This window comes from Streptomyces sp. NPDC058308, assembly GCF_042880275.1.
Classification (GTDB): domain Bacteria; phylum Actinomycetota; class Actinomycetes; order Streptomycetales; family Streptomycetaceae; genus Streptomyces.
This window is the reverse complement of record NZ_JBHVZA010000003.1, coordinates 299715-321720: the sequence shown is the minus strand read 5'-3', so window position 1 is coordinate 321720 and position 22006 is coordinate 299715. Positions and strand designations below refer to the sequence as shown.

The 22006-nt window shown below is 71.5% G+C and carries 18 protein-coding genes; 12 read left to right on the top strand and 6 right to left on the bottom strand.

What is annotated here, in order from left to right; translation table 11 throughout:
- Window positions 1-99: 99 nt before the first annotated feature.
- Window positions 100-1629 (top strand): PucR family transcriptional regulator, encoded by a 1530-nt coding sequence (locus tag ACFVYL_RS06910; protein ID WP_389713395.1) that lies wholly within the window; start codon window positions 100-102, stop codon window positions 1627-1629.
- 318 nt (window positions 1630-1947) lie between these two features.
- Window positions 1948-2736 (top strand): phosphatase, encoded by a 789-nt coding sequence (locus ACFVYL_RS06905; protein WP_389713394.1) that lies wholly within the window; start codon window positions 1948-1950, stop codon window positions 2734-2736.
- Here the strand turns inward: ACFVYL_RS06905 and ACFVYL_RS06900 are convergent.
- From ACFVYL_RS06900 to ACFVYL_RS06885, 4 genes are all read right to left on the bottom strand, one after another.
- Window positions 2697-3767 carry a cation diffusion facilitator family transporter gene (locus tag ACFVYL_RS06900; RefSeq protein WP_389713393.1) on the bottom strand — a complete coding sequence of 357 codons (1071 nt, stop codon included), beginning with the start codon at window positions 3765-3767 and terminating at the stop codon, window positions 2697-2699. The two genes, ACFVYL_RS06905 and ACFVYL_RS06900, sit on opposite strands and share 40 nt — an antisense overlap.
- 46 nt (window positions 3768-3813) lie before the next feature.
- A complete protein-coding gene (locus ACFVYL_RS06895) occupies window positions 3814-4713 on the bottom strand; it encodes an acyl-CoA thioesterase (RefSeq protein WP_389713392.1) in 900 nt (299 codons plus the stop codon).
- 10 nt (window positions 4714-4723) lie between these two features.
- Window positions 4724-5881: an acyl-CoA dehydrogenase family protein gene (locus ACFVYL_RS06890; RefSeq protein ID WP_389713390.1), complete on the bottom strand. Its 1158-nt coding sequence runs from the start codon at window positions 5879-5881 to the stop codon at window positions 4724-4726.
- A gap of 95 nt (window positions 5882-5976) precedes the next feature.
- The gene (locus tag ACFVYL_RS06885) at window positions 5977-6567 is read right to left on the bottom strand and encodes a TetR/AcrR family transcriptional regulator (RefSeq protein ID WP_389713389.1); all 591 of its coding nucleotides are present in this window, start codon (window positions 6565-6567) and stop codon (window positions 5977-5979) included.
- A 133-nt stretch (window positions 6568-6700) separates the two neighbouring features.
- On the opposite strand from ACFVYL_RS06885, the gene ACFVYL_RS06880 reads away from it, so the two are divergent.
- The 5 genes from ACFVYL_RS06880 to ACFVYL_RS06860 all read left to right on the top strand — a co-directional run bounded on the left by ACFVYL_RS06880 (window position 6701) and on the right by ACFVYL_RS06860 (window position 13664).
- The gene (locus ACFVYL_RS06880) at window positions 6701-8317 is read left to right on the top strand and encodes a carboxyl transferase domain-containing protein (protein WP_389713387.1); all 1617 of its coding nucleotides are present in this window, start codon (window positions 6701-6703) and stop codon (window positions 8315-8317) included.
- A 52-nt stretch (window positions 8318-8369) separates the two neighbouring features.
- Complete coding sequence (locus ACFVYL_RS06875; RefSeq protein ID WP_389713385.1) at window positions 8370-10307, top strand: biotin carboxylase N-terminal domain-containing protein; 1938 nt, start codon at window positions 8370-8372, stop codon at window positions 10305-10307.
- Entirely contained in the window at window positions 10304-11338 is a 1035-nt protein-coding gene (locus tag ACFVYL_RS06870; protein WP_389713384.1) for a hydroxymethylglutaryl-CoA lyase, read from the top strand. Before ACFVYL_RS06875 ends, ACFVYL_RS06870 begins: the two co-directional genes overlap by 4 nt.
- A 6-nt stretch (window positions 11339-11344) precedes the next feature.
- Entirely contained in the window at window positions 11345-12499 is a 1155-nt protein-coding gene (locus ACFVYL_RS06865) for an acyl-CoA dehydrogenase family protein (RefSeq protein WP_389713382.1), read from the top strand.
- Between the two features lie 118 nt (window positions 12500-12617).
- On the top strand, window positions 12618-13664 hold the full coding sequence (locus ACFVYL_RS06860; RefSeq protein ID WP_389713381.1) for an ABC transporter substrate-binding protein: 1047 nt from the start codon (window positions 12618-12620) through the stop codon (window positions 13662-13664).
- 119 nt (window positions 13665-13783) lie between these two features.
- On the opposite strand, the gene ACFVYL_RS06855 is transcribed toward ACFVYL_RS06860, so the two are convergent.
- Window positions 13784-15397 (bottom strand): beta-N-acetylhexosaminidase, encoded by a 1614-nt coding sequence (locus ACFVYL_RS06855; RefSeq protein ID WP_389713380.1) that lies wholly within the window; start codon window positions 15395-15397, stop codon window positions 13784-13786.
- A gap of 178 nt (window positions 15398-15575) precedes the next feature.
- On the opposite strand from ACFVYL_RS06855, the gene ACFVYL_RS06850 reads away from it, so the two are divergent.
- The 3 genes from ACFVYL_RS06850 (at window position 15576) to glmS (ending at window position 18659) form a co-directional block, all read left to right on the top strand.
- Window positions 15576-16463, top strand: a complete 888-nt coding sequence (locus ACFVYL_RS06850) for a DUF4429 domain-containing protein (RefSeq protein ID WP_389713379.1) — start codon at window positions 15576-15578, stop codon at window positions 16461-16463.
- A 110-nt stretch (window positions 16464-16573) separates the two neighbouring features.
- Window positions 16574-16831, top strand: a complete 258-nt coding sequence (locus tag ACFVYL_RS06845) for a hypothetical protein (protein ID WP_055551860.1) — start codon at window positions 16574-16576, stop codon at window positions 16829-16831.
- A 10-nt stretch (window positions 16832-16841) separates the two neighbouring features.
- Window positions 16842-18659 carry a glutamine--fructose-6-phosphate transaminase (isomerizing) gene (gene glmS, locus ACFVYL_RS06840; protein ID WP_389713378.1) on the top strand — a complete coding sequence of 606 codons (1818 nt, stop codon included), beginning with the start codon at window positions 16842-16844 and terminating at the stop codon, window positions 18657-18659.
- Window positions 18660-18986: 327 nt separating this feature from the next.
- Here glmS and ACFVYL_RS06835 read toward each other — a convergent pair whose 3' ends face one another.
- On the bottom strand, window positions 18987-19511 hold the full coding sequence (locus tag ACFVYL_RS06835) for a universal stress protein (RefSeq protein ID WP_389713377.1): 525 nt from the start codon (window positions 19509-19511) through the stop codon (window positions 18987-18989).
- 527 nt (window positions 19512-20038) lie between these two features.
- Here ACFVYL_RS06835 and ACFVYL_RS06830 point away from each other — a divergent pair.
- Window positions 20039-20362 (top strand): hypothetical protein, encoded by a 324-nt coding sequence (locus ACFVYL_RS06830; RefSeq protein WP_389713508.1) that lies wholly within the window; start codon window positions 20039-20041, stop codon window positions 20360-20362.
- A gap of 414 nt (window positions 20363-20776) precedes the next feature.
- Window positions 20777-22006: a helix-turn-helix domain-containing protein gene (locus ACFVYL_RS06825; RefSeq protein WP_389713376.1), complete on the top strand. Its 1230-nt coding sequence runs from the start codon at window positions 20777-20779 to the stop codon at window positions 22004-22006.

Here is a 22006-nt window from a genome sequence, read left to right as displayed (position 1 = left end):
CCGCTGCCTGTGGTCGGCACGACCTTAGGTGGCCGGAAAGCGACGCTGAAGTGTACGTTTCCTCTACTCTCCGCGACTCCTATGGAGGGAACGTCCACCATGGCCGACCCCGCACCCCCCGGCACACCGTCGCCCACCGCCCCGGCGGCCCCACCGACTCCACACACCCCACCGACCCCACCCGTACCGCTCGCCGCGCTGCTCGCCCGCGAGGACCTGGGCCTGCGGCAGATCGCGGGACCCGACGCGCGGGCCGCGGGCACGGCCGTGCAGTGGGTGCACACCTCGGAGATGGCGGACCCGTACCCGTACCTGCTCGGCGGCGAGCTGCTGCTGACCGCGGGCGTGCACATCACGGACCCGACGGGCGCGGGCGGCTCCCTGGACGACTACGTGGCCCGCATCGTCGCGGCGGGCGGCGCGGCGCTCGGCTTCGGCGTCGCGCCCGTGCACGACACGGTGCCGCGCGCCCTCGCCGCGGCCTGCGAGCGCTACGGCCTGCCGCTCCTGGAGGTCCCGCCCCGCACCACCTTCAGCGGGGTCGCCCGCGCCGTGTGGCGGCTGATGGCCGAGGCCCGGCACGCGGAGCTGCGCCGCGTCACGGAGGCCCAGCAGGGCCTCGCCACCGCGGCGGCCCGCCCCGACCCCGTCCCGGCCGTCCTGCGCCAGCTGGCGGCCCGGCTCGGCGGCCTCGCGGTGCTCTACGGCCCTGACGGGGCGGAGCTGCAGGCGGCGGGCCTGGCCAAGGGCGAAGGCGAGGGCGAGGGCGTGGGGGAAGCGCTGCGGGAGCTGACCGGGATCGTCCGCCGCCGCACCCCCACCGCCCCCGCGTCCGCCGCCGACACGGCGGGTGCCACCCACCTCGCCGCCTACGCCCTGGGCGGCGGCCGCGGCTTCGCCCTCGGTCTCGCCACGGACCGCCGCGAACCGGGCGACCACACCATCGCCGGCGCCGCGGTCGTTCTGCTCTCGCTGCTCACCGGCGAACACCAGGGCGCCTCCGAAGCGGCCCGCTCGGCGGCGCTCGTACGGCTCCTCGTCGGGGCCCCCGTGGAGGAGACCGCCCCTCTCCTGGGGAGCGGCCACTGGACCGTGGTGCACGCGCGCGGGACCCCCGGTCCGCTGGCCGCGTCCGCGCTCGCCGCGGCCCTGGGCAGCGCGCTCGTGGACCCGCGCGGCCCCGGGGACGCGGTACGCCTCCTCGTCCCCGCCGACCGCGAGATCTCCCCCACCGACGGCTGGACCCTGGGCGTCTCCGCGGCGGCGCCGCCCGGCGGACTGGCGGCCGCCGACACCCAGGCATCCCGCGCCCTGCGCCGCGCGGAGGCCACCCGCCGCCCCCTGGTCAGACACCAGGAGAACGGCATCGCGTCCCTGATGGCCCCCGAGGAGGCCGACACCCACGCACGCACGCTCCTGGCCCCCCTGACCAACAACGAGCCCCTGACGACAACCCTGCGCACCTGGCTCTCCCTGCACGGCAGTTGGGACCGCACGGCGATGGCCCTGACGATCCACCGCAACACGGTCCGCCAACGCATCGCCCGCTGCGAGTCCCTCCTGGCCATGGACTTGAACGACCCGGACACGAGGATGGAACTCTGGTTCGCTCTGAGCCGCGTGGGTTAGACGGCCCTGGGGGGAGGGCGGGGCGAGGGCCGCGGGGCAAGGGGCGCAGGCCCAGGGACGCGGGGCAAGGGCCGCAGGCCCAAAGGGCGGGGCGAGGGCCGCAGGCCCAGAAGGCGGGGCGAGGGCCGCAGGCCCAGGGGCGCGGGGAACTGCGCGCTCAGCCACACCCCACCCGCACCCGAAGAACCGACGACCACCCCACAAGGGGCGCGGGGAACTGCGCAACGAGCCCCCACGGACCCGCGCCGTGCCCAAGGAACAACCCCACCGCCCCGGCCCCGCGGCCCAAGCGACGGCACAATGGGGACCATGCCACCCATGCCAATACCCACCCGCCCCGCACTGGTCGACCACCTCGTCCGCACCCGCATCGCGGGCGACGTCGCCACACCCCGCGAGAACAACCTCAGCCACTACAGGAAGCTCGCGAACGGCGACCGTCACTACTGGCTGGGTCTGGAGCTCGGCGACCGCTGGACCGACGAGCAGGACGTCCTCGCGGTGATGGCGGAGCGGTGCGGCGTCATCGACGACCCGCAGTTCCGGCACGGTCAGGACACCATCGACCCGGAGCTGACGGTCGACGCCCTGGAGCGGATGGCGGCCCGCCTGCGCAAGGCGGCCGCCGACAAGGAGAGGGTCCTTTTCGCGACCGGCCACCCCGGCGGCCTGCTCGACGTGCACCGCGCGACGGCCGCCGCCCTGCGCGCGGCGGGCTGCGAGATCGTGGTGATCCCCGAGGGCCTGACGGCCGACGAGGGCATGGTCTTCCAGTTCGCGGACGTCGCGGTCCTGGAACGCGGCGCGACGCTGTGGCACACCCACTCCCCCGAGCCGATGAACGCCATCCTGGACGGCCTGGAGCGCGAGGGCCGCCCACAGCCCGACCTCGTCGTCGCCGACCACGGCTGGGCGGGGCGCGCGGGCCAGCGCGGCCTGGACTCCCTGGGGTACGCGGACTGCAACGACCCGGCGCTGTTCATCGGCGAGGCCGAGGGCACCGTACAGGTGACCGTGCCGCTCGACGACCACGTCACGAGCCCGCGCCACTACGACCCGATGACGGCCTACCTGCTCGACGCCGCGGGGCTGACGCCCGAGTCCTGAGCGGGGCCCGGCGTCGGGTCCAGGTACACCCGCCGGATCGCTGGGAAGCGCTCCTGGAGGCGGCGTGCCATCCGGTCGCAGGCGCGCTCGATGTCCGCGGCGCTCGACATGTCGCGGAAGTCGACCTTCGCGGCGACCAGCGCCTCCTTGGGCCCCTGGAGCAGCGTGGTCAGTTCGATGACGTCCACGACGTGCGGGTCGGCGAGCAATTCGGCGCGGACCACGGCCCGCATCTCGGGCGGGAGCGGACGCCCGATGAGCAGCTCGGAGTTGGCGTGTCCGAGCACCCATGCGACGTACACGAGCAGCACGCCGATGCAGAGCGAGGCGACACCGTCCCACGCGCCGGACCCGGTGAGCTGCCCGCCGAGCAGTCCGGCGGCGGCGAGCACGAGACCCACGAGCGCCGCCGAGTCCTCCATCACGACGGCCTTGACCGCCGTGTCGGGGGTGTGGCGCAGATAGCGCTTGATGTGCACTCCGAAGCGGTCGGCTTCGCCGCGCGCTTGCTTGAGGCCGGTGCGCAGCGAGTAGCCCTCCAGGAGGAAGGCGACGGCGAGCACGATGTACGAGATGAGCGGGTCGCCGGGGTCCTCGCCGTGCGTGAGGGTGTGGATGCCGTCGTAGACGGCGAAGACGCCGCCGCCGACGAAGGTGGCCACGGAGGCGAGCAGCGCCCAGATGTAGCGGGCGCCTCCGTAGCCGAGCGGGTGCTCCTCGTCGGCGGGCTTGTCGCTCGCCTTCAGGGAGACGAGCAGCATCAGCTCGGTGACGGTGTCGGCGACGGAGTGCGCCGCTTCGGAGAGCATGGCGCTGGACCCGCTGATGACTCCGGCGACGGCCTTGGCCAGCGCGATCCCGAGGTTGGCGACGGCGGCGACGAGGACGGTGAAGGTACTCTCGCCGTTCTCCTGCTGTTCCGCCCGCTCCGGCTCCTGCTGTTCCGCCCGCTCCGGCTCCTGATGTTCCGCCCGCTCCGACTCCTGATGTTCCGGCCGCTCCGACTCCTGGTGTTCCGGTTGCTCCGACATGTATCGGACGGTATGTCCGATCAGCGGGGAACGCGAACCCCGGGGTTCACCGCGGGACCCGGATCAGGCCCTCCTGGATGACGGTGACGGCGAGGCGCCCGTCCTGCGTCCAGATCCGCGCCTGGCCGAGGCCGCGCCCGCCGGAGGACGACGGCGACTCCTGGTCGTACAGCAGCCATTCGTCCGCGCGGAAGGGCCGGTGGAACCACATGGCGTGGTCGAGCGAGGCGCCGACGACGTCGCCGACGGCCCAGCCGCCGCGGCCGTGCGCGAGCAGCACGGAGTCCAGGAGCGTCATGTCGGAGACGTACGTGGCGAGGCAGACGTGCAGCAGGGAGTCGTCCGCCAGCTTGCCGTTGGCGCGGAACCACACCTGGGAGCGGGGTTCGCGCGGCTGTCCGACGGTGGCCCAGGGCGGCTCGTCGACGTAGCGCAGGTCGACGGCGGCGCGGGTCTCCAGAAGCCGGTCGGCGACCTCGGGCGGCAGGTGGCGCGGGAGCGTCTCTGCGGCGGTGGGCAGCGTCTCCGGGTCGGCGGCGGGCGGCATCTCCGCCTGGTGCTCCAGGCCTTCCTCGTACGTCTGGAAGGACGCGGAGAGGTGGAAGATCGGCTGCCCGTGCTGGACGGCGACGACGCGGCGCGTGGTGAAGGAGCGGCCGTCGCGGATCCGGTCCACGGAGTACACGATGGGGGCGCCGGGGTCCCCCGGGCGCAGGAAGTAGGCGTGCAGGGAGTGGGCGTTGGGGCCTCCCCCGCTCGAGCGCAGCCGAGAGCTCGGGGAACTGTCGTCGGGGACGGTCCGTCCGGCGGCGACCAGGGCCTGCGCGGCGACCTGGCCTCCGAAGACGCGGGGCACGAGCGCCGAGCGGCTCACGCCCCGGAAGATGTCCTCCTCGATCCGCTCCAGGTCGAGCAGATCGAGGAGGTCCTCAAGTGCCTGGTTCATGAAGGTGGTTCTACAGACCCATGTTCTTCGCGATGATCATCTTCATGACCTCGCTCGTGCCGCCGTAGATGCGGTTGACGCGGTTGTCCGCGTACAGGCGGGCGATGGGGTACTCGTTCATGAAGCCGTAGCCGCCGTGCAGCTGGAGGCACTTGTCGATGACGCGGTGCGCGACCTCGGTGGTGAAGAGCTTCGCGGAGGCGGCCTCGGCGGCGGTGAGCTCGCCGGCGTCCAGGGCCTCCAGGGCGCGGTCGGCGACGGCCTCTGCGGCGTCCACCTCGGCCTGGCAGGCGGCCAGCTCGAACTTGGTGTTCTGGAAGGAGGCGACCGTCTTGCCGAAGACCGTGCGGTCCTGGACGTACTCCTTGGCGAACCGGACGGCGGCCTTCGCCTGCGCGTACGCGCCGTAGGCGATGCCCCAGCGCTCGGAGGGGAGGTTGCTGCCGAGGTAGTAGAAGCCCTTGTTCTCCTCGCCGAGGAGGTCCTCGACGGGGACCTTGACGTCGACGAAGGCCAGCTCGGCGGTGTCGGAGGTCTTCAGGCCGAGCTTGTCGAGCTTGCGGCCGATGGAGTAGCCCTCGGACTTGGTGTCGACGGCGAAGAGGGAGATGCCGTAGCGGCGGTCCTCGGCGGTGGGCGCGGAGGTGCGGGCGCAGACGATCACGCGGTCGGCGTGCACGCCGCCGGTGATGAAGGTCTTGGAGCCGTTGAGGACGTAGTGCGTGCCGTCCTCGGAGAGCTTGGCCGTGCTCTTCATGCCCGCGAGGTCGGAGCCGGTGCCCGGCTCGGTCATCGCGAGGGCCCACATCTCCTCGGCGGAGACGAACTTCTCCAGGTAGCGCTTCTTCTGCTCGTCGGTGGCGAGCGCCTTGATGTAGGGCAGGGCGAGCAGCACGTGCACGCCGGAGCCGCCGAAGGTGACGCCCGCGCGGGCGGTCTCCTCGTACTGGATGGCCTCGAACTTGTGCGTGTCCATGCCCGCGCCGCCGAACTCCTCGGGCACGTTGATGCCGAAGAGACCGAGCTCGGCGAGCTTGTAGTAGAACTCGCGCGGCACCTGACCCGCGGCGAACCACTCGTCGTGGACCGGGACGACCTCGGCCTCGATGAAGGCGCGCAGGGTCTCCCGGAACGCCTCGTGGTCCTCATTGAAAACGGTACGGCGCACGGAGAACTCCCTCTGCCTACATCATGCCGACGGCGACTAAGCGCTTGCTCAGAGCCAGGTTACCCGGCGGTCACCAGAGCGTCCAGAGATCCGTGTCACTCGGCGGCGGCCTCGAAGGCTCCGCGCGCCAGACGGTGCAGGAGTTCCGCCATGGCCGTCCGGCTGGGCAGCGCGTCGCGGCGGCTCAGGTGCGGCGTGGAGTTCAGCAGCCCGAAGACCGCGTGCACGGCCACCCGCGCCGCGTTCTCGGCGAGGTCCGGGTAGACCTTGCGCACCACGTCGACCCAGATCTCCACGTACTGCCGCTGGAGCTGGCGGACCAGCTTGCGGTCGCTGTCCCGCAGGCGGTCCAGCTCGCGGTCGTGCAGGGTGATCAGGGAGCGGTCGTCGAGCGCGAAGTCAATGTGCCCCTGGATGAGCGCGTCGAGGACCTGCCCGGGCGGGCCGCCCACGTCGGCCGCGCACCGCCTGCCGCCCGTCAGGAGCTGCCCGCTGATGCCCACGAGGAGCTCGGCGAGCATCGCGTCCTTGCCCGCGAAGTGGCGGTAGAGGCCGGGTCCGCTGATGCCGACGGCGGCCCCTATCTCATCCACTCCCACTCCGTGGAAGCCGCGCTCGGCGAAGAGCCGGGCGGCCTCCTTGAGGATCTGCTCGCGCCGGGTGGGCGCGTCGGTTCTGGTGGCCATGGAATTGATTCTAGACAGGCCGGTTAGCGGTCGTTAACCTAAAGGAAACGCGTTAACGGTCATTAACCGGTGCGGGCGTCGATCCGCCGGACCCGGGGAGCGACCGTCCGGACCGAGCAAGGGGGCTCGACTGATGCGGCAGGCACCAGTGCTGGCGAGCGCGGCTGACCCCGCGTCCGAGGCATGGCGGGCGAACGAGGCGGCGCACACCGCCCTCGCCGAGGAGCTGCGGGCCAAGCTCGCGGCGGCCAGGCTCGGCGGCGGGGAGCGGGCGCGGGCCCGCCATGTGGCACGCGGCAAGCTGCTGCCCCGCGACCGCGTGGACACGCTCCTGGACCCCGGCTCCCCGTTCCTGGAGCTGGCCCCCCTCGCGGCCGACGGGCTGTACGACGGGGGCGCGCCGGCGGCCGGTGTCATCGCCGGTATCGGCCGCGTCTCGGGCCGCGAGTGCGTGATCGTGGCGAACGACGCGACGGTCAAGGGCGGCACGTACTACCCCATGACCGTCAAGAAGCACCTGCGCGCCCAGGAGGTGGCCCTGGAGAACCGCCTCCCGTGTCTCTACCTGGTCGACTCGGGCGGCGCCTTCCTGCCGATGCAGGACGACGTCTTCCCCGACCGCGAGCACTTCGGGCGGATCTTCTACAACCAGGCCCGGATGTCCGGCGCCGGCATCCCGCAGATCGCCGCCGTCCTCGGCTCCTGCACCGCCGGCGGGGCGTACGTACCGGCGATGAGCGACGAAGCGATCATCGTCCGCGACCAGGGCACGATCTTCCTGGGCGGCCCGCCCCTGGTGAAGGCCGCGACCGGCGAGGTCGTCACCGCCGAGGAGCTGGGCGGCGGCGAGGTGCACTCCCGGACCTCCGGGGTGACCGACCACCTCGCCGAGGACGACGCGCACGCGCTGCGCATCATGCGCACCATCGTGGCGACGCTCCCCGAGCGCGGCGAACTGCCCTGGCCGGTGCGGCCGGTGGAGGAGCCGAAGGTCGACCCCCTGGGTCTTTACGGCGCGGTGCCCACCGACTCCCGTACCCCCTACGACGTCCGCGAGGTCATCGCGCGCGTGGTCGACGGCTCCCGCTTCGCCGAGTTCAAGGCGGAGTACGGCACGACGCTGGTGACCGGCTTCGCCCACATCCACGGCCACCCGGTCGGGATCGTCGCGAACAACGGCATCCTGTTCTCCGAATCCGCCCAGAAGGGCGCCCACTTCATCGAGCTGTGCGACCAGCGCGGCATCCCCCTGGTCTTCCTGCAGAACATCTCCGGCTTCATGGTCGGCCGGGACTACGAGGCGGGTGGCATCGCCAAGCACGGCGCGAAGATGGTGACGGCGGTGGCCTGCACGCGCGTGCCGAAGCTGACGGTCGTCGTCGGCGGTTCGTACGGGGCGGGCAACTACTCGATGTGCGGCCGCGCCTACAGCCCCCGCTTCCTGTGGATGTGGCCGAACGCCAAGATCTCCGTGATGGGCGGCGAGCAGGCCGCCTCCGTCCTCGCCACGGTCAAGCGCGACCAGCTGGAGGCCCGCGGCGAGCAGTGGCCCGCCGAGGACGAGGAGGCCTTCAAGGACCCCATCCGCGCGCAGTACGACGAGCAGGGCAGCGCCTATTACGCGACGGCCCGCCTCTGGGACGACGGTGTGATCGACCCGATGGAGACCCGGCAGGTCCTCGGCCTCGCCCTGACCGCCTGCGCCGGCGCCCCCCTGGGCGAGCCCGGCTTCGGCGTCTTCCGGATGTGAGGGGCGGACGATGAGCGACTTCCAGCAAGGGACCACCCCGGGGAGAGGGACCATGTTCGACACGGTGCTCGTCGCCAACCGCGGCGAGATCGCGGTCCGCGTCATCCGCACGCTGCGGCAGCTCGGCGTCCGCTCGGTCGCCGTGTTCAGCGACGCGGACGCGGACGCCCGGCATGTGCGCGAGGCCGACACCGCGGTGCGGATCGGCCCGGCACCGGCCACCGAGAGCTATCTGTCCGCGGAGCGCCTCCTCCGGGCGGCGGCGAAGTCCGGCGCCCAGGCGGTCCACCCGGGGTACGGCTTCCTCGCGGAGAACGCGGACTTCGCGCAGGCGTGCGCGGACGCGGGCCTGACCTTCATCGGCCCGCCCGCCGGGGCCATCTCCCTCATGGGCGACAAGATCCGCGCCAAGGCGACCGTGCGGGCGGCCGGCGTGCCGGTCGTGCCCGGCTCCTCGGGCAGCGGCCTGACCGACGCCCAGCTCGCCGACGCGGCACGCGAGATCGGCACCCCGGTGCTGCTCAAGCCGAGCGCGGGCGGCGGCGGCAAGGGCATGCGCCTGGTCCGTGACGAGGCGCTCCTCGCCGACGAGATCGCGGCGGCCCGCCGTGAGGCCCGCGCCTCCTTCGGCGACGACACGCTGCTCGTGGAGCGCTGGGTCGACCGCCCCCGGCACATCGAGATCCAGGTCCTCGCGGACGGCCACGGGAGCGTGGTGCACCTCGGCGAGCGCGAGTGCTCCCTCCAGCGCCGCCACCAGAAGATCATCGAAGAGGCGCCGAGCGTGCTTCTCGACGAGGCCACGCGCGCGGCGATGGGCGAAGCCGCGGTGCAGGCGGCCCGCTCGTGCGGGTACGCGGGCGCGGGCACCGTGGAGTTCATCGTCCCCGGCGGCGACCCCTCGTCGTACTACTTCATGGAGATGAACACCCGTCTCCAGGTGGAGCACCCCGTCACGGAGCTCATCACCGGCCTCGATCTCGTGGAGTGGCAGTTGCGCGTGGCGGCGGGCGAGCCGCTGCCCTTCACCCAGGACGACATCACCCTCACCGGGCACGCGGTGGAGGCCCGTATCTGCGCCGAGGACCCCGCGCGCGGGTTCCTCCCCTCGGGCGGCACGGTCCTCTCGCTGCACGAGCCGCAGGGCGACGGCGTGCGCACCGACTCCGGCCTGAGCGAGGGCACCGAGGTCGGCAGTCTCTACGACCCGATGCTGTCGAAGGTCATCGCGTACGGCCCCGACCGCGCCACCGCCCTGCGCAAGCTGCGCGCCGCCCTCGCGGACACGGTCACCCTCGGCGTGCCGACGAACGCGGGCTTCTTGCGCAGGCTCCTCGCCCACCCCGCGGTCGTGGCGGGCGAGTTGGACACCGGCCTGGTGGAGCGCGAGGCGGACGGGCTGGTCCCGGACGGCGTGCCCGACGAGGTGTACGAGGCGGCGGCAGCGGTGCGCGAGGACGCCCTCGGGCCCACCGGCGACGGCTGGACCGACCCGTTCTCCGTGCCGAGCGGCTGGCGGCTCGGCGGCACCCCGGCGCCCGTGACGCACTGGCTCAAGGCCGCGGGCCTCGAACCCGTCGCGCACCGCCTCCGGGACACCGGTCACACCGTGACCCCCGACCGCGTGCGCGTCACCGTCGACGGCACCCTGCACACCTTCCACCGCGCGGGCGACTGGCTCGGCCGCGACGGCGACGCCTGGCACATCCAGGACCACGACCCGGTGGCCGCCTCCCTCACCGGCGCCGCGCACGCGGGGGCCGACGCCCTCACCGCCCCCATGCCCGGCACCGTCACCGTCGTCAAGGTCTCCCCCGGCGACCGGGTGGCCGCCGGACAGAGCCTGCTGGTCGTCGAGGCGATGAAGATGGAGCACGTCATCTCCGCCCCGCACGCGGGCACCGTCACCGAGCTCGACGTCACCCCGGGCACGACCGTCGCCATGGACCAGATCCTCGCCGTCGTCACCCCCGAGGAGGAGCAGGAATGACCGGCACCGACCCGACGGCCGCGCAGGACGAGCCGCTCGAACTGGCCTCCGCGCCGCTCCCCATGGTCGTGCCGACCCGGGGCCTGCCCGCCCGTGTCCGCATCCACGAGGTCGGCGCCCGCGACGGCCTGCAGAACGAGAAGACGGCTCTGCCCACCGAGATCAAGGCGGAGTTCATCCACCGCCTCGCCGACGCGGGCCTCACCACCGTCGAGGCGACCAGCTTCGTGCACCCCAAGTGGGTGCCCCAACTGGCCGACGCCGAGCAGCTGTTCCCGCTCCTGAGCGACCTCCAGGGCGTGCACCTGCCGGTCCTCGTGCCGAACGAACGCGGCCTGGACCGCGCCCTCGCGCTCGGCGCGCACCGGGTCGGCGTCTTCGCCAGCGCCACCGAGTCCTTCGCCAAGGCCAACCTCAACCGCACGGTGGACGAGGCCCTCGCGATGTTCGCCCCGGTGGTCGCCCGCGCCCGCGAGCAGGGAGTGCACGTCCGCGGCTATCTCTCGATGTGCTTCGGCGACCCCTGGGAGGGCGCCGTGCCGATCTCCAGGGTCGTCCGCGTCTGCCGCGCGCTGCTCGACATGGGCTGCGACGAGCTGAGCCTCGGCGACACCATCGGGGTGGCCACGCCGGGCCATGTCTCCGCGATGCTCGCCGCGCTCAACGCGGTGCAGGTGCCGACCGAGCGCATCGGCGTCCACTTCCACGACACGTACGGCCAGGCGCTCACCAACACCCTCGCCGCGCTGCAGCACGGCGTGACCACGGTGGACGCGTCCGCGGGCGGCCTCGGCGGCTGCCCGTACGCGAAGAGCGCCACCGGGAACCTCGCCACCGAAGACCTCGTCTGGATGCTGCACGGCCTCGGCATCGACACCGGGGTCGACCTCGTCCGCCTCAGCGCCACCAGCGCGTGGATGGCCGACCAGCTGGGCCGGCCCAGCCCGTCCCGCACCGTCCGTGCCCTCACGGCCCGCTCCCACGACGAGCGGACCGACTCCGAGCAGACCGCCTCCCACCAGGAGCAGTGAAGAACGATGGACCACCGTCTGAGCCCCGAGCACGAGGAACTGCGCCGCACGGTCGAGGCGTTCGCCCACGACGTCGTCGCCCCCAAGATCGGCGACTTCTACGAGCGGCACGAGTTCCCCTACGAGATCGTCCGCGAGATGGGCCGCATGGGCCTGTTCGGCCTGCCCTTCCCGGAGGAGTACGGCGGGATGGGCGGTGACTACTTCGCGCTCGGCATCGCGCTGGAGGAGCTCGCCCGCGTCGACTCCTCCGTGGCGATCACCCTGGAGGCGGGCGTCTCGCTCGGCGCCATGCCGATCCACCTCTTCGGCACGGAGGAGCAGAAGCGCGCGTGGCTGCCGCGGCTCTGCTCGGGCGAGCTCCTCGGCGCGTTCGGCCTGACCGAGCCGGAGTGCGGCTCGGACGCGGGCGGCACGCGCACGACGGCGGTGCGCGACGGCGACGACTGGGTGATCAACGGCTCCAAGTGCTTCATCACCAACTCCGGTACGGACATCACGGGCCTGGTCACGGTCACCGCCGTCACCGGCCGCAAGGAGGACGGCCGCCCGCTGATCTCCTCGATCATCGTGCCGTCCGGGACGCCCGGCTTCACGGTGGCCGCGCCCTACTCGAAGGTGGGGTGGAACGCGTCGGACACCCGTGAGCTGTCCTTCTCCGACGTCCGGGTGCCTGCCGCGAACCTGCTGGGCCAGGAGGGCCGCGGGTACGCCCAGTTCCTGCACATCCTCGACGAGGGCCGCGTCGCGATCTCCGCGCTCGCCACCGGGCTCGCCCAGGGCTGTGTGGACGAGTCCGTGAAGTACGCCAAGGAGCGGCACGCCTTCGGCAGGCCGATCGGCGCGAACCAGGCCATCCAGTTCAAGATCGCCGACATGGAGACGCGGGCGCACATGGCCCGGGTCGGCTGGCACGACGCGGCGTCGCGCCTGGTCGCGGGCGAGCCCTTCAAGAAGCAGGCGGCCATCGCCAAGCTCTACTCCTCGACGGTGGCGGTGGACAACGCCCGTGAGGCCACGCAGATCCACGGCGGGTACGGCTTCATGAACGAGTACCCGGTGGCGCGCATGTGGCGGGACTCCAAGATCCTGGAGATCGGCGAGGGCACGAGCGAGGTGCAGCGCATGCTGATCGCCAGGGAGCTGGGCTTCGCGGGCTGAGGCCGTGCGGCGGACGTGACGCGAGGGGCCACTGGATCCGAAGTTAGCTTAGGTTAGCCTAAGCTCTAGTTCCGGCCAGCGGCCCCGTCGCCGTACGTCCACGAAAGCAGAGACCCTCATGCCCCAGGCCCGCTTCCCCCAGCCCTCCCGTCGCGGGATCCTCGCCGCCGGTGGCGCCCTCGGCCTCACCGCCGCCCTGGCGGCCTGCGGCACCGAGAAGAAGGACGGGTCCGGCAAGGCCGAGGGCGGCGGCAAGACCGGCCCCTGGAGCTTCAAGGACGACCGCGGCACGACCGCGAAGCGCGACGCGACGCCGAAGAACATCGTGGCGTTCACCGGTGTCGCCGCCGCCCTGTTCGACTACGGCATCGAGGTCAAGGGCGTTTTCGGCCCGACCAAGACCAAGGAGGGCAAGCCCGACGTCCAGGCCGGCGACATGGACGTCAGCAAGCTGACGGTCATCGGCAACACATGGGGCCAGTTCAACATCGAGAAGTACGCGAGCCTCGCCCCGGACGTGCTGATCTCCACCATGTTCGACGACAAGGGCACCCTCTGGTACGTACCCGAGGAGAGCAAGGACAAGATCCTCAAGTTCGCCCCCAGCGTCGGCATCAGCGTCTACGACCGCCAGCTGACCCAGCCGCTGCAGCGCATCCAGGCGCTCGCCGAGTCGCTCGGCGCGGACGTGAGGTCCGACAAGGTCGTCAAGGCGAAGAAGCGCTTCGAGGACGCGTCCGAGCGGCTGCGCAAGGCCGCCAAGGCGCGCAAGGACATCAAGGTCCTCGTGGGCTCCGGAAGCCAGGACCTGTTCTACGTCTCCGGCTCGAACCTCTCCGTCGACCTGGAGTACTTCAAGGCGCTCGGCGTGAACCTCGTCGAGCCGCCGGAGAAGGCGAAGAAGGCGTCCGGCGGCTGGTTCGAGAACCTCAGCTGGGAGAACGTCGACCAGTACGACGCGGACGTCATCATGATGGACAACCGCTCCTCCGCACTCCAGCCCGCCGAGCTCGACAAGTCGAAGCCGACCTGGCGCAAGCTCCCCGCGGTCAAGGCGGGGCAGGTCATCCCGCGCGTCGCCGAGCCCATCTTCTCGTACGACAAGTGCGCGCCGATTCTTGAGGACCTCGCCGACGCGATCGAGAAGGCCAAGAAGCTCAAGTAGGGCCTCCACGCCCACGGTTCACCCGGCTGCCCCCTGCGTGCCGACGGGCGCCCCGGAGACGGTCCTCCGGGGCGCCCGTCCCTGTCACGTCCTCAGAGCCTGTCTTTGAACTCCCGTCGTCACTTCGCGGGCCAGGGCACCTGCGGCGACCGGTAGTAGCCGATGCCGAGGGCGTCCCAGCGCGGGGACTGCGCGGCGAGCCGCACCTTGTACGTGTCCCAGTCGTGCGTGGCCGCGGGCGACCAGCCCAGCTCGGCGATGCCGGGCAGCCGCGGGAACGCCATGTAGTCGAGGTGCGCGGAGGTGGAGAGGGTCTCCGACCACAGCGGCGCCTCGACACCCATGACCGAGTCCGCCGGAGCGCCCGCCAGGTACGTTCCCGGGTCCCAGTCGTAGGACCGCCGCACCTCGACATAGCCCGCCCAGGAGAGACCGAGCGGGGTGTCCTTGGTGTACTTGTGGTCGAGGTAGGCGCGGTCGGCCGGCGAGAGGACCAGCTTGGTGCCGTTCTTCGCGGCGTTCACGACCTGCTCACGCTCGGCGGCGCCCGTCCTGTCGTAGCCCCAGTACTGCGCGACGGCGCCCGCGGCGGGCTTGGCGCCGGTCAGCTGGTGCCAGCCCACCACCGTCTTGCCGTACTTGGCGACCACCGGCTGCACCTTCTCCATGAACGCCACGAAGTCCTCGTGGCTGGTGGAGTGCGCCTCGTCGCCGCCGATGTGGAGGTACTTGCCGGGCGTCATCGCGGCGAGCTCACTGATGACGTCGTCCACGAAGTCGTACGTGACGTCCTTCTTCACGCACAGCGAGCTGAAGCCGACCTCGGTGCCGGTGTAGAGCGGCGGGGCGACGCCGTCGCAGTTCAGTTCGGCGTACGAGGCGAGCGCGGCGTTGGTGTGGCCCGGCATGTCTATCTCGGGGACGACCTCCAGGTACCGCGACGCGGCGTAGTCGACGATCTCCTTGTACTGCGCCTTCGTGTAGAAGCCGCCCCTGCCGCCACCGACCTGCGTGGACCCGCCGTACGTCGTGAGCCTCGGCCAGGAGTCGATGGCGATGCGCCAGCCCTGGTCGTCGCTCAGGTGCAGGTGCAGCTTGTTCATCTTGTAGAGGGCGGCCTGGTCGATGTAGCGCTTGACCTGGTCGACGGTGAAGAAGTGCCGTGAGACGTCGAGCATGGTGGAGCGGTAGCCGTAGCGCGGCATGTCCTTGATGGTGCCGCCCGCGATCCGCCACGGGCCGGGCTGCCGGGTCGTCCGTTCCGCGGCGGCGGGCAGTTGCTGGCGCACCGTCTGGACGCCGTGGAAGAGCCCGGCGCCCGTCCAGGAGGTGATGGTGAGGGAGCCGCGTGCGGAGACGACGCGGTACCCCTCGTCGCCGAGCGCCTTGTTCGCCGGCTCGGCGCTGATGCGCAGCCGGATGCCGTCGCCGCCCTTGCCGGTGGTGACCGGGAGCCGGTAGCCGGTGGAGGGGCGCAGCACCTTGGCGAGGTACTCGCCGGCGCGCCGTTCCGCCGTGTTGCCTTTGCCGACGAGGATCCGGGTTCTGGCGGTGATCTCGTACCCGGACCCGCCCGCATCGGCCTTCAGGGGCGCGGGCACGACCTGGCCGAGCGGGGTGACGGGCGGCTCCGCCTGCTCGGGGGCGGGCGCGGCGGCGAACGAGGAGATTCCGGCGGCCGCCACCAGCAGCAGCGCACCGAGTAGTCGTGTCGATCTTGTCTGCGATCTCACAAGCGGTTCCCTCCGACGGGCCGGCGCCGCGGTGGGGCACGTGTGCGGCGCGTCTGTGGTGGCGCGTGGCGCATCTGTGGTGCATCGCAATCGAACGGTCCTCATTGGAAGCTCGGGCCCCACGAAGGGTCAAGGGGTGTAGACCAGGTATCCGATGGGGCGGTGCGAGAATCCCCGCATGGCGGAAATCATCCAGCGGGACGGCACGTGGACCTTCGACGGAGAGATGCTGCGCCTGGTGCCGGGCCACGACAAGAATGTCTCCCTGCTGCGCAGGACACTGGGCGAAGTGACGGTGCCTTTGCGGGCGTTGGCGGGCATCGCCTTCGAACAGGGCAAGAAGTCGGGCCGGTTGCGGCTGCGCCTGCGGGACGGCGCCGATCCGCTGCTCCAGGCGGCGGGCGGGAAGCTGACGGACTCGGCGGACCCGTACCAGCTGCACGTCGATCCCGACCGGTACGGCGTCGCGGAGTATCTGGTCGACGAGGTCCGGGGCGCCCATCTGATCGAACAGGTGCCGGCCACGCCCTGCGACGCGTACCTCCTCACCGGCCCTTCCGTGCCGCTGTCCGTCTCCGCCGGGGACGCCACGGCGAGCTTCGACGGGGAGAGGGTCCGCCTGGAGTGGAACTGGAAGACGGAGGAGGCGAAGGCGGCGACCGGCACGCGGTCGCTGGCGCTCGCCGACGTCGCGGCCGTGGAGTGGCTGCCCGCGGTCGGCCTGGAGAACGGCCACCTCCGGTTCACCGTGAAGAACGCCCCGACCGAGGCCCCGGCGAAGTACGACCCGAACTCCGTCGAGCTGTGGGGCTTCAAGAAGGACCCGCTGATGGCACTGGTGGCGGCCGCCGTCCAGGTCCGCCTGCCGCACCCCGCGGCCCCCGCCGCCCCGAAGACGCTCGCGGCCACGCCCGCACAGACGGCGGTCCCGGCGCCGCAGTCCCCGGCCGACGACCACGACGCCCTGCTGCGCAGGCTGCGCGAGCTCGGCGAGCTCCACCAGGCCGGGATCCTCACCGCGGAGGAGTTCGCGACGGCCAAGCAGGCGGTCCTCCGCCGCATGTAAGCGTCCTCGCCGACGCCCTTTCCGCCACTTCCTGGCCCGTTCCGACACGACCCTGCCCGATTCCGGGCAGGATTCTTGCGAATGGGCATGCGATACCCCAGGATCAACGAATGCACGACGACCTGGTGGACCACCTCACCCGCAGCACCCCGCTCCAGCGGGGCGAAGCTCTGCGGGTCATCCAGGACGTGCTCGCCTACTTCGACGAGACGACCGAAGCGTTCGTCCGTCGCCGCCACCGCGAGCTGCAGGGTCAGGGCCTGCTCAACGCGGCGATCTTCCAGCAGATCTCGGCGGATCTCGAATACCGCGCGGTCGCGCCGCCGGAGCTCACGCTCAGGCAGCTGCGCCGCATCGTCTACGGCTAGGAATCCCTCCATGTGCGGAATCGTCGGATACATCGGCAAGCGTGACGTAGCCCCCCTCCTCCTCGAAGGCCTGCAGCGCCTGGAGTACCGCGGCTACGACTCCGCGGGCGTCGTCATCACCGGCCCCAAGGCCACCGGCCTGAAGATGGTCAAGGCGAAGGGCCGCGTCCGCGACCTGGAGGCGAAGGTCCCCGCCCGCTTCAAGGGCACCACCGGCATCGCCCACACCCGCTGGGCCACCCACGGCGCCCCTTCCGACGAGAACGCCCACCCGCACATGTCGGGCGACAACAAGGTCGCCGTCGTCCACAACGGCATCATCGACAACGCCTCCGAGCTGCGCGCCAAGCTCAGCGCCGACGGCGTCGAGTTCCTCTCCGAGACGGACACCGAGGTCCTCACCCACCTCGTCGCCCGCGCCCAGGCGGACACCCTCGAAGAGAAGGTGCGCGAGGCCCTGCGCCACGTCGAGGGCACGTACGGCATCGCCGTCCTGCACGCCGACTTCAACGACCGCATCGTCGTCGCCCGCAACGGCTCCCCCGTCGTCCTCGGCATCGGCGAGAAGGAGATGTTCGTCGCCTCGGACGTCGCCGCGCTCGTCTCGCACACCCGCCAGGTCGTCACCCTCGACGACGGCGAGATGGCCACCATCAAGGCCGACGACTACCGCACGTACACGACCGAGGGCTCGCGTACGACCGCCTCGCCGACCACCGTGGAGTGGGAGGCCGAGTCGTACGACATGGGCGGCCACGACACGTACATGCACAAGGAGATCTTCGAGCAGCCCGACGCGGTGGACCGCGTCCTGCGCGGCCGTATCGACGACCGCTTCTCCACCGTGCACCTCGGCGGCCTGAACCTCGACGCGCACGACGCCCGCAAGGTGCGCCGCGTCAAGATCCTCGGCTGCGGCACCTCGTACCACGCGGGCATGATCGGCGCCCAGATGATCGAGGAGCTGGCCCGCATCCCCGCCGACGCGGAGCCGGCGAGCGAGTTCCGCTACCGCAACCCGGTGGTGGACCCCGACACGCTCTACATCGCCGTCTCCCAGTCCGGCGAGACGTACGACGTGCTGGCCGCCGTCCAGGAGCTCAAGCGCAAGGGCGCCCGCGTCCTCGGTGTCGTGAACGTCGTCGGCTCCGCGATCGCCCGTGAGGCCGACGCGGGCGTGTACGTCCACGCGGGCCCGGAGGTCTGCGTCGTCTCCACCAAGTGCTTCACGAACACCACGGTCGCCTTCGGCCTGCTCGCGCTGCACCTGGGCCGCATCCGCGACCTGTCGGTCTCCGACGGCAAGCGGATCATCGAAGGCCTGCGCAAGCTGCCGGGACAGATCTCGGAGATCCTCAAGCAGGAGGACGAGATCAAGAAGATCGCCAAGCAGTACGCGGACGCCCGCTCGATGCTCTTCATCGGGCGCGTACGCGGCTACCCCGTCGCCCGCGAGGCCTCGCTCAAGCTCAAGGAGGTCTCGTACATCCACGCCGAGGCGTACCCCGCCTCCGAGCTCAAGCACGGCCCGCTCGCCCTCATCGAGCCCGCGCTCCCGACGGTCGCGATCGTCCCGGACGACGACCTCCTGGAGAAGAACCGCGCCGCCCTGGAGGAGATCAAGGCCCGCAGCGGCAAGATCCTCGCGGTCGCGCACCAGGAGCAGGAGAAGGCCGACCAGACGATCGTCGTCCCGAAGAACGAGGACGAGCTGGACCCGATCCTGATGGGCATCCCGCTCCAACTCCTCGCCTACCACACGGCGCTGGCCCTTGGCCGGGACATCGACAAGCCGCGCAACCTCGCGAAGTCCGTGACGGTCGAGTAGGACCTCCGGGACGGCGGCGCACCGGGACCGCCGTACGAACGGGACATGAACGACCCCCTGTGCGTGCCACCAGCACACAGGGGGTCGTTCCTCGAAGGGCCGGGGTCGCCCATTACCCCGACCCGCGCCCGCCTCGGCCGGTGACCGTCACCCCCGGCCCGCGGGGCGCCCCGGCAGAACCGTGGGCCACTCGGCGCAGTGCCCCTTAGGTACCCTTCACAAGGGCACAAACCACCTCTACGCATGAGTAGATTTATCTGTCCACAAAACTTTCCCACCGCGGGAGTTGACCGTGCTACCGGTCAACTCGCCGGTGGCCGCGGGACGTTACGGGATGACGACGACGGGCCGCTGCGCGCGGCGGGCGAGGCGGCCCGCGACGGAGCCGAAGATGCGGCCGACGATGCCGTGCGTGGAGCCCACGACGATCGCGTCCGCGCTGTACTCGCGGCCGACCTCCTCCAGCTCGTGGCAGATGTCGCCGCCGCGCTCGACGAGGATCCACGGCACCTCGGTGAGGTACTCCGCACAGGCCAGTTCGAGGCCGAGCACTTCGGTGCGGTGATCCGGCACGTCCACGAAGACCGGCGGCTCGCAGCCGGCCCACACGGTGGTGGGCAGCCGGTTGGCGACGTGGACGATGATCAGACCCGATCCCGAGCGGTGGGCCATTCCGATCGCGTACGCGAGGGCTCGCTCACTGGAGGTCGAGCCGTCGAAGCCGACGACGACGCCGTGCTGGAAGGCGGGATCGCAGGAGTGGCGTGGTTCTTCCGCCGCTCGGGGAGTCGCCGTCGGATCGGCGACCTGCCTCTCGCGGTCCGCGGGTTCGGAGAATTCGTGACCGGCCATGGGCGTCTCGGCGAAGGATCCTCTGTGGGAGGGTCGGCTTTTTCAGGTGATGCAAACGTTCAGGACCTGGAAGGTCGTCCGGGAATCATCTTCCCAACCCCATACCCCCAAGGGTACGGCGACACTCCTCTCCTGCCCAGAGCCTGTGCAGGCCCCGCACGGAGCCCCGCCGGGGCCTGCACAGGCCCCCCGGCGTTCACCGGAGCATGCACGAGCCTCGCCCGTATGGCAATGGTTGCTGCCTCCTACAGGCGGTTTGCCCACCCGTCCGGCGCCACCCGGCGCCGTCCCCAGTGACCCACCGGGTGGCCGGACGTTGAACCTCCGTACCTCACCGCCACAGGGAGCACGCCGTGCCTGGATTCTCGACCGCGCCCCCACCCTCCACGCGCTTCCCGGGTTCACCCGAGCAAGGCCCCGAGACCGAGCGGGCCCAGCGGAGCCAGCGAGCCCAACAGGGCGGACACGGCCCGGCGCACGGCCGCCGACGGTCCCCCGAAGGGGCGCACGAGCGCAGGCCCGACGGGGTGGCCGCGCCGCGCACCCGGGAGCCGCAGGACACCCCCGCGCAGGATGCGGTGAGCGACGTGGTCCGCTGGGCCGCGTTCAGCTGCGTCCTCGTCCCCGTCGTCCTCGTGGGATACGGCACGTCGCTGGCCGGCGCCGCGGGCTCGGCGCTCGGCCTGGTGGCCGTCACCGGAGTCTGCCGACTGCTCCTGCGGCAGTCCGAACGGGGCGCCGCGCGACTGCTTGCAGAACAGAACAGCGGGCCCCGGGGACGGCACGGCAGGACCACTTCAGGGGCGCACAGGGGCACTCGTCAAAGTGCCGACAGTGCGCCGGTGGACTGACTGATTCACACACACGCGCCCGTAGCTTTTCAGCCAACTTCCGGGGCTCGGCGATTCCCTGGCCGAACGCCCCCTCAACCCCCGTCCGACCAGGGCTGAAAGGTGCTCTCGGGCCGTCTGCACCCTACGGGGACCGGCCATGGAGCCAAGGCGCACTTCCCAGCGGGCCGTGCGAGTGCAACGCTTCGTGATCGAATGCTTCACGCCAAGTTGCCATGTCGACAATCTGCCGAGTGATGAACTGGTCACTCCGGCAGCACGGGACGCAGTAGATTCGATCTTGACTGTATTACGGCGGGGGACTGGTGGAGGACCGAGGGGAAACGTGCAGGAGCGACAAGCCAGGCAAGCGCGTCAAGCACGTCAGGCACGTCAAGAACGGGGAGCCGCGACGACCGAGGGGGGTTTAGCACCATGAGCCACGACTCCATTGCCGCGCCGGAGGCCGCGGCTCGGAAACTCTCGGGGCGGCGCCGCCGGGAGATCGTAGCGGTGCTGCTCTTCAGCGGCGGTCCCATCTTCGAGAGTTCCATACCGCTCTCCGTGTTCGGCATCGACCGGCAGGACGCCGGCGTCCCCCGCTACCGGCTCCTTGTGTGCGCCGGCGAGGAGGGACCGCTGCGGACCACTGGTGGGCTCGAACTCACCGCGCCACACGGCCTGGAGGCGATCGGACGGGCAGGCACCGTCGTCGTACCGGCCTGGCGGTCGATCACATCGCCGCCACCACCGGAGGCGCTGGACGCACTGCGGCGCGCGCACGAGGAGGGCGCCCGCATCGTCGGGCTGTGCACCGGTGCGTTCGTGCTCGCCGCGGCGGGACTGCTCGACGGGCGCCCGGCGACCACCCACTGGATGTACGCGCCGACGCTCGCGAAGCGTTATCCGTCCGTCCACGTGGATCCGCGCGAGCTGTTCGTCGACGACGGGGACGTCCTGACGAGCGCCGGCACCGCGGCCGGAATTGATCTCTGTCTGCACATCGTGCGCACGGACCACGGCAACGAAGCGGCGGGCGCGCTCGCCCGTCGGCTCGTGGTGCCACCGCGCCGGGCCGGCGGCCAGGAGCGCTATCTCGACAGGTCTTTACCCGAGGAGATCGGCGCGGACCCGCTCGCCGAGGTCGTCGCGTGGGCCCTGGAACACCTCCACGAGCAGTTCGACGTGGAGACCCTGGCCGCGCGCGCGTACATGAGCAGGCGGACCTTCGACCGCAGGTTCCGCTCGCTGACCGGCAGCGCGCCGCTGCAGTGGCTGATCACCCAGCGGGTGCTCCAGGCACAGCGACTCCTGGAGACCTCCGACTACTCCGTCGATGAGGTCGCGGGCCGCTGCGGCTTCCGCTCGCCGGTGGCGCTGCGGGGTCACTTCCGGCGCCAGCTGGGCTCGTCCCCCGCCGCCTACCGGGCCGCCTACCGTGCCCGCAGGCCACAGGGCGAGCGGGCGCTGGAGTCCGTGCCGGCGACGGCGCAGGCCGTGCCCACCCTCGTGGAGGCGGGCCCGGTGCCGTCCCAGACCCGGCGCACGGCGGCCGCCAGCGCGCTCGGCCCGTCGGCTTCGGTGCCCACCGACCCCGGCAAGCCGAACTCGGACGTCTACGCGCCAGGACGTGCTCCCCTGCCCGGCCAGAGGAGCGCGCCGTAG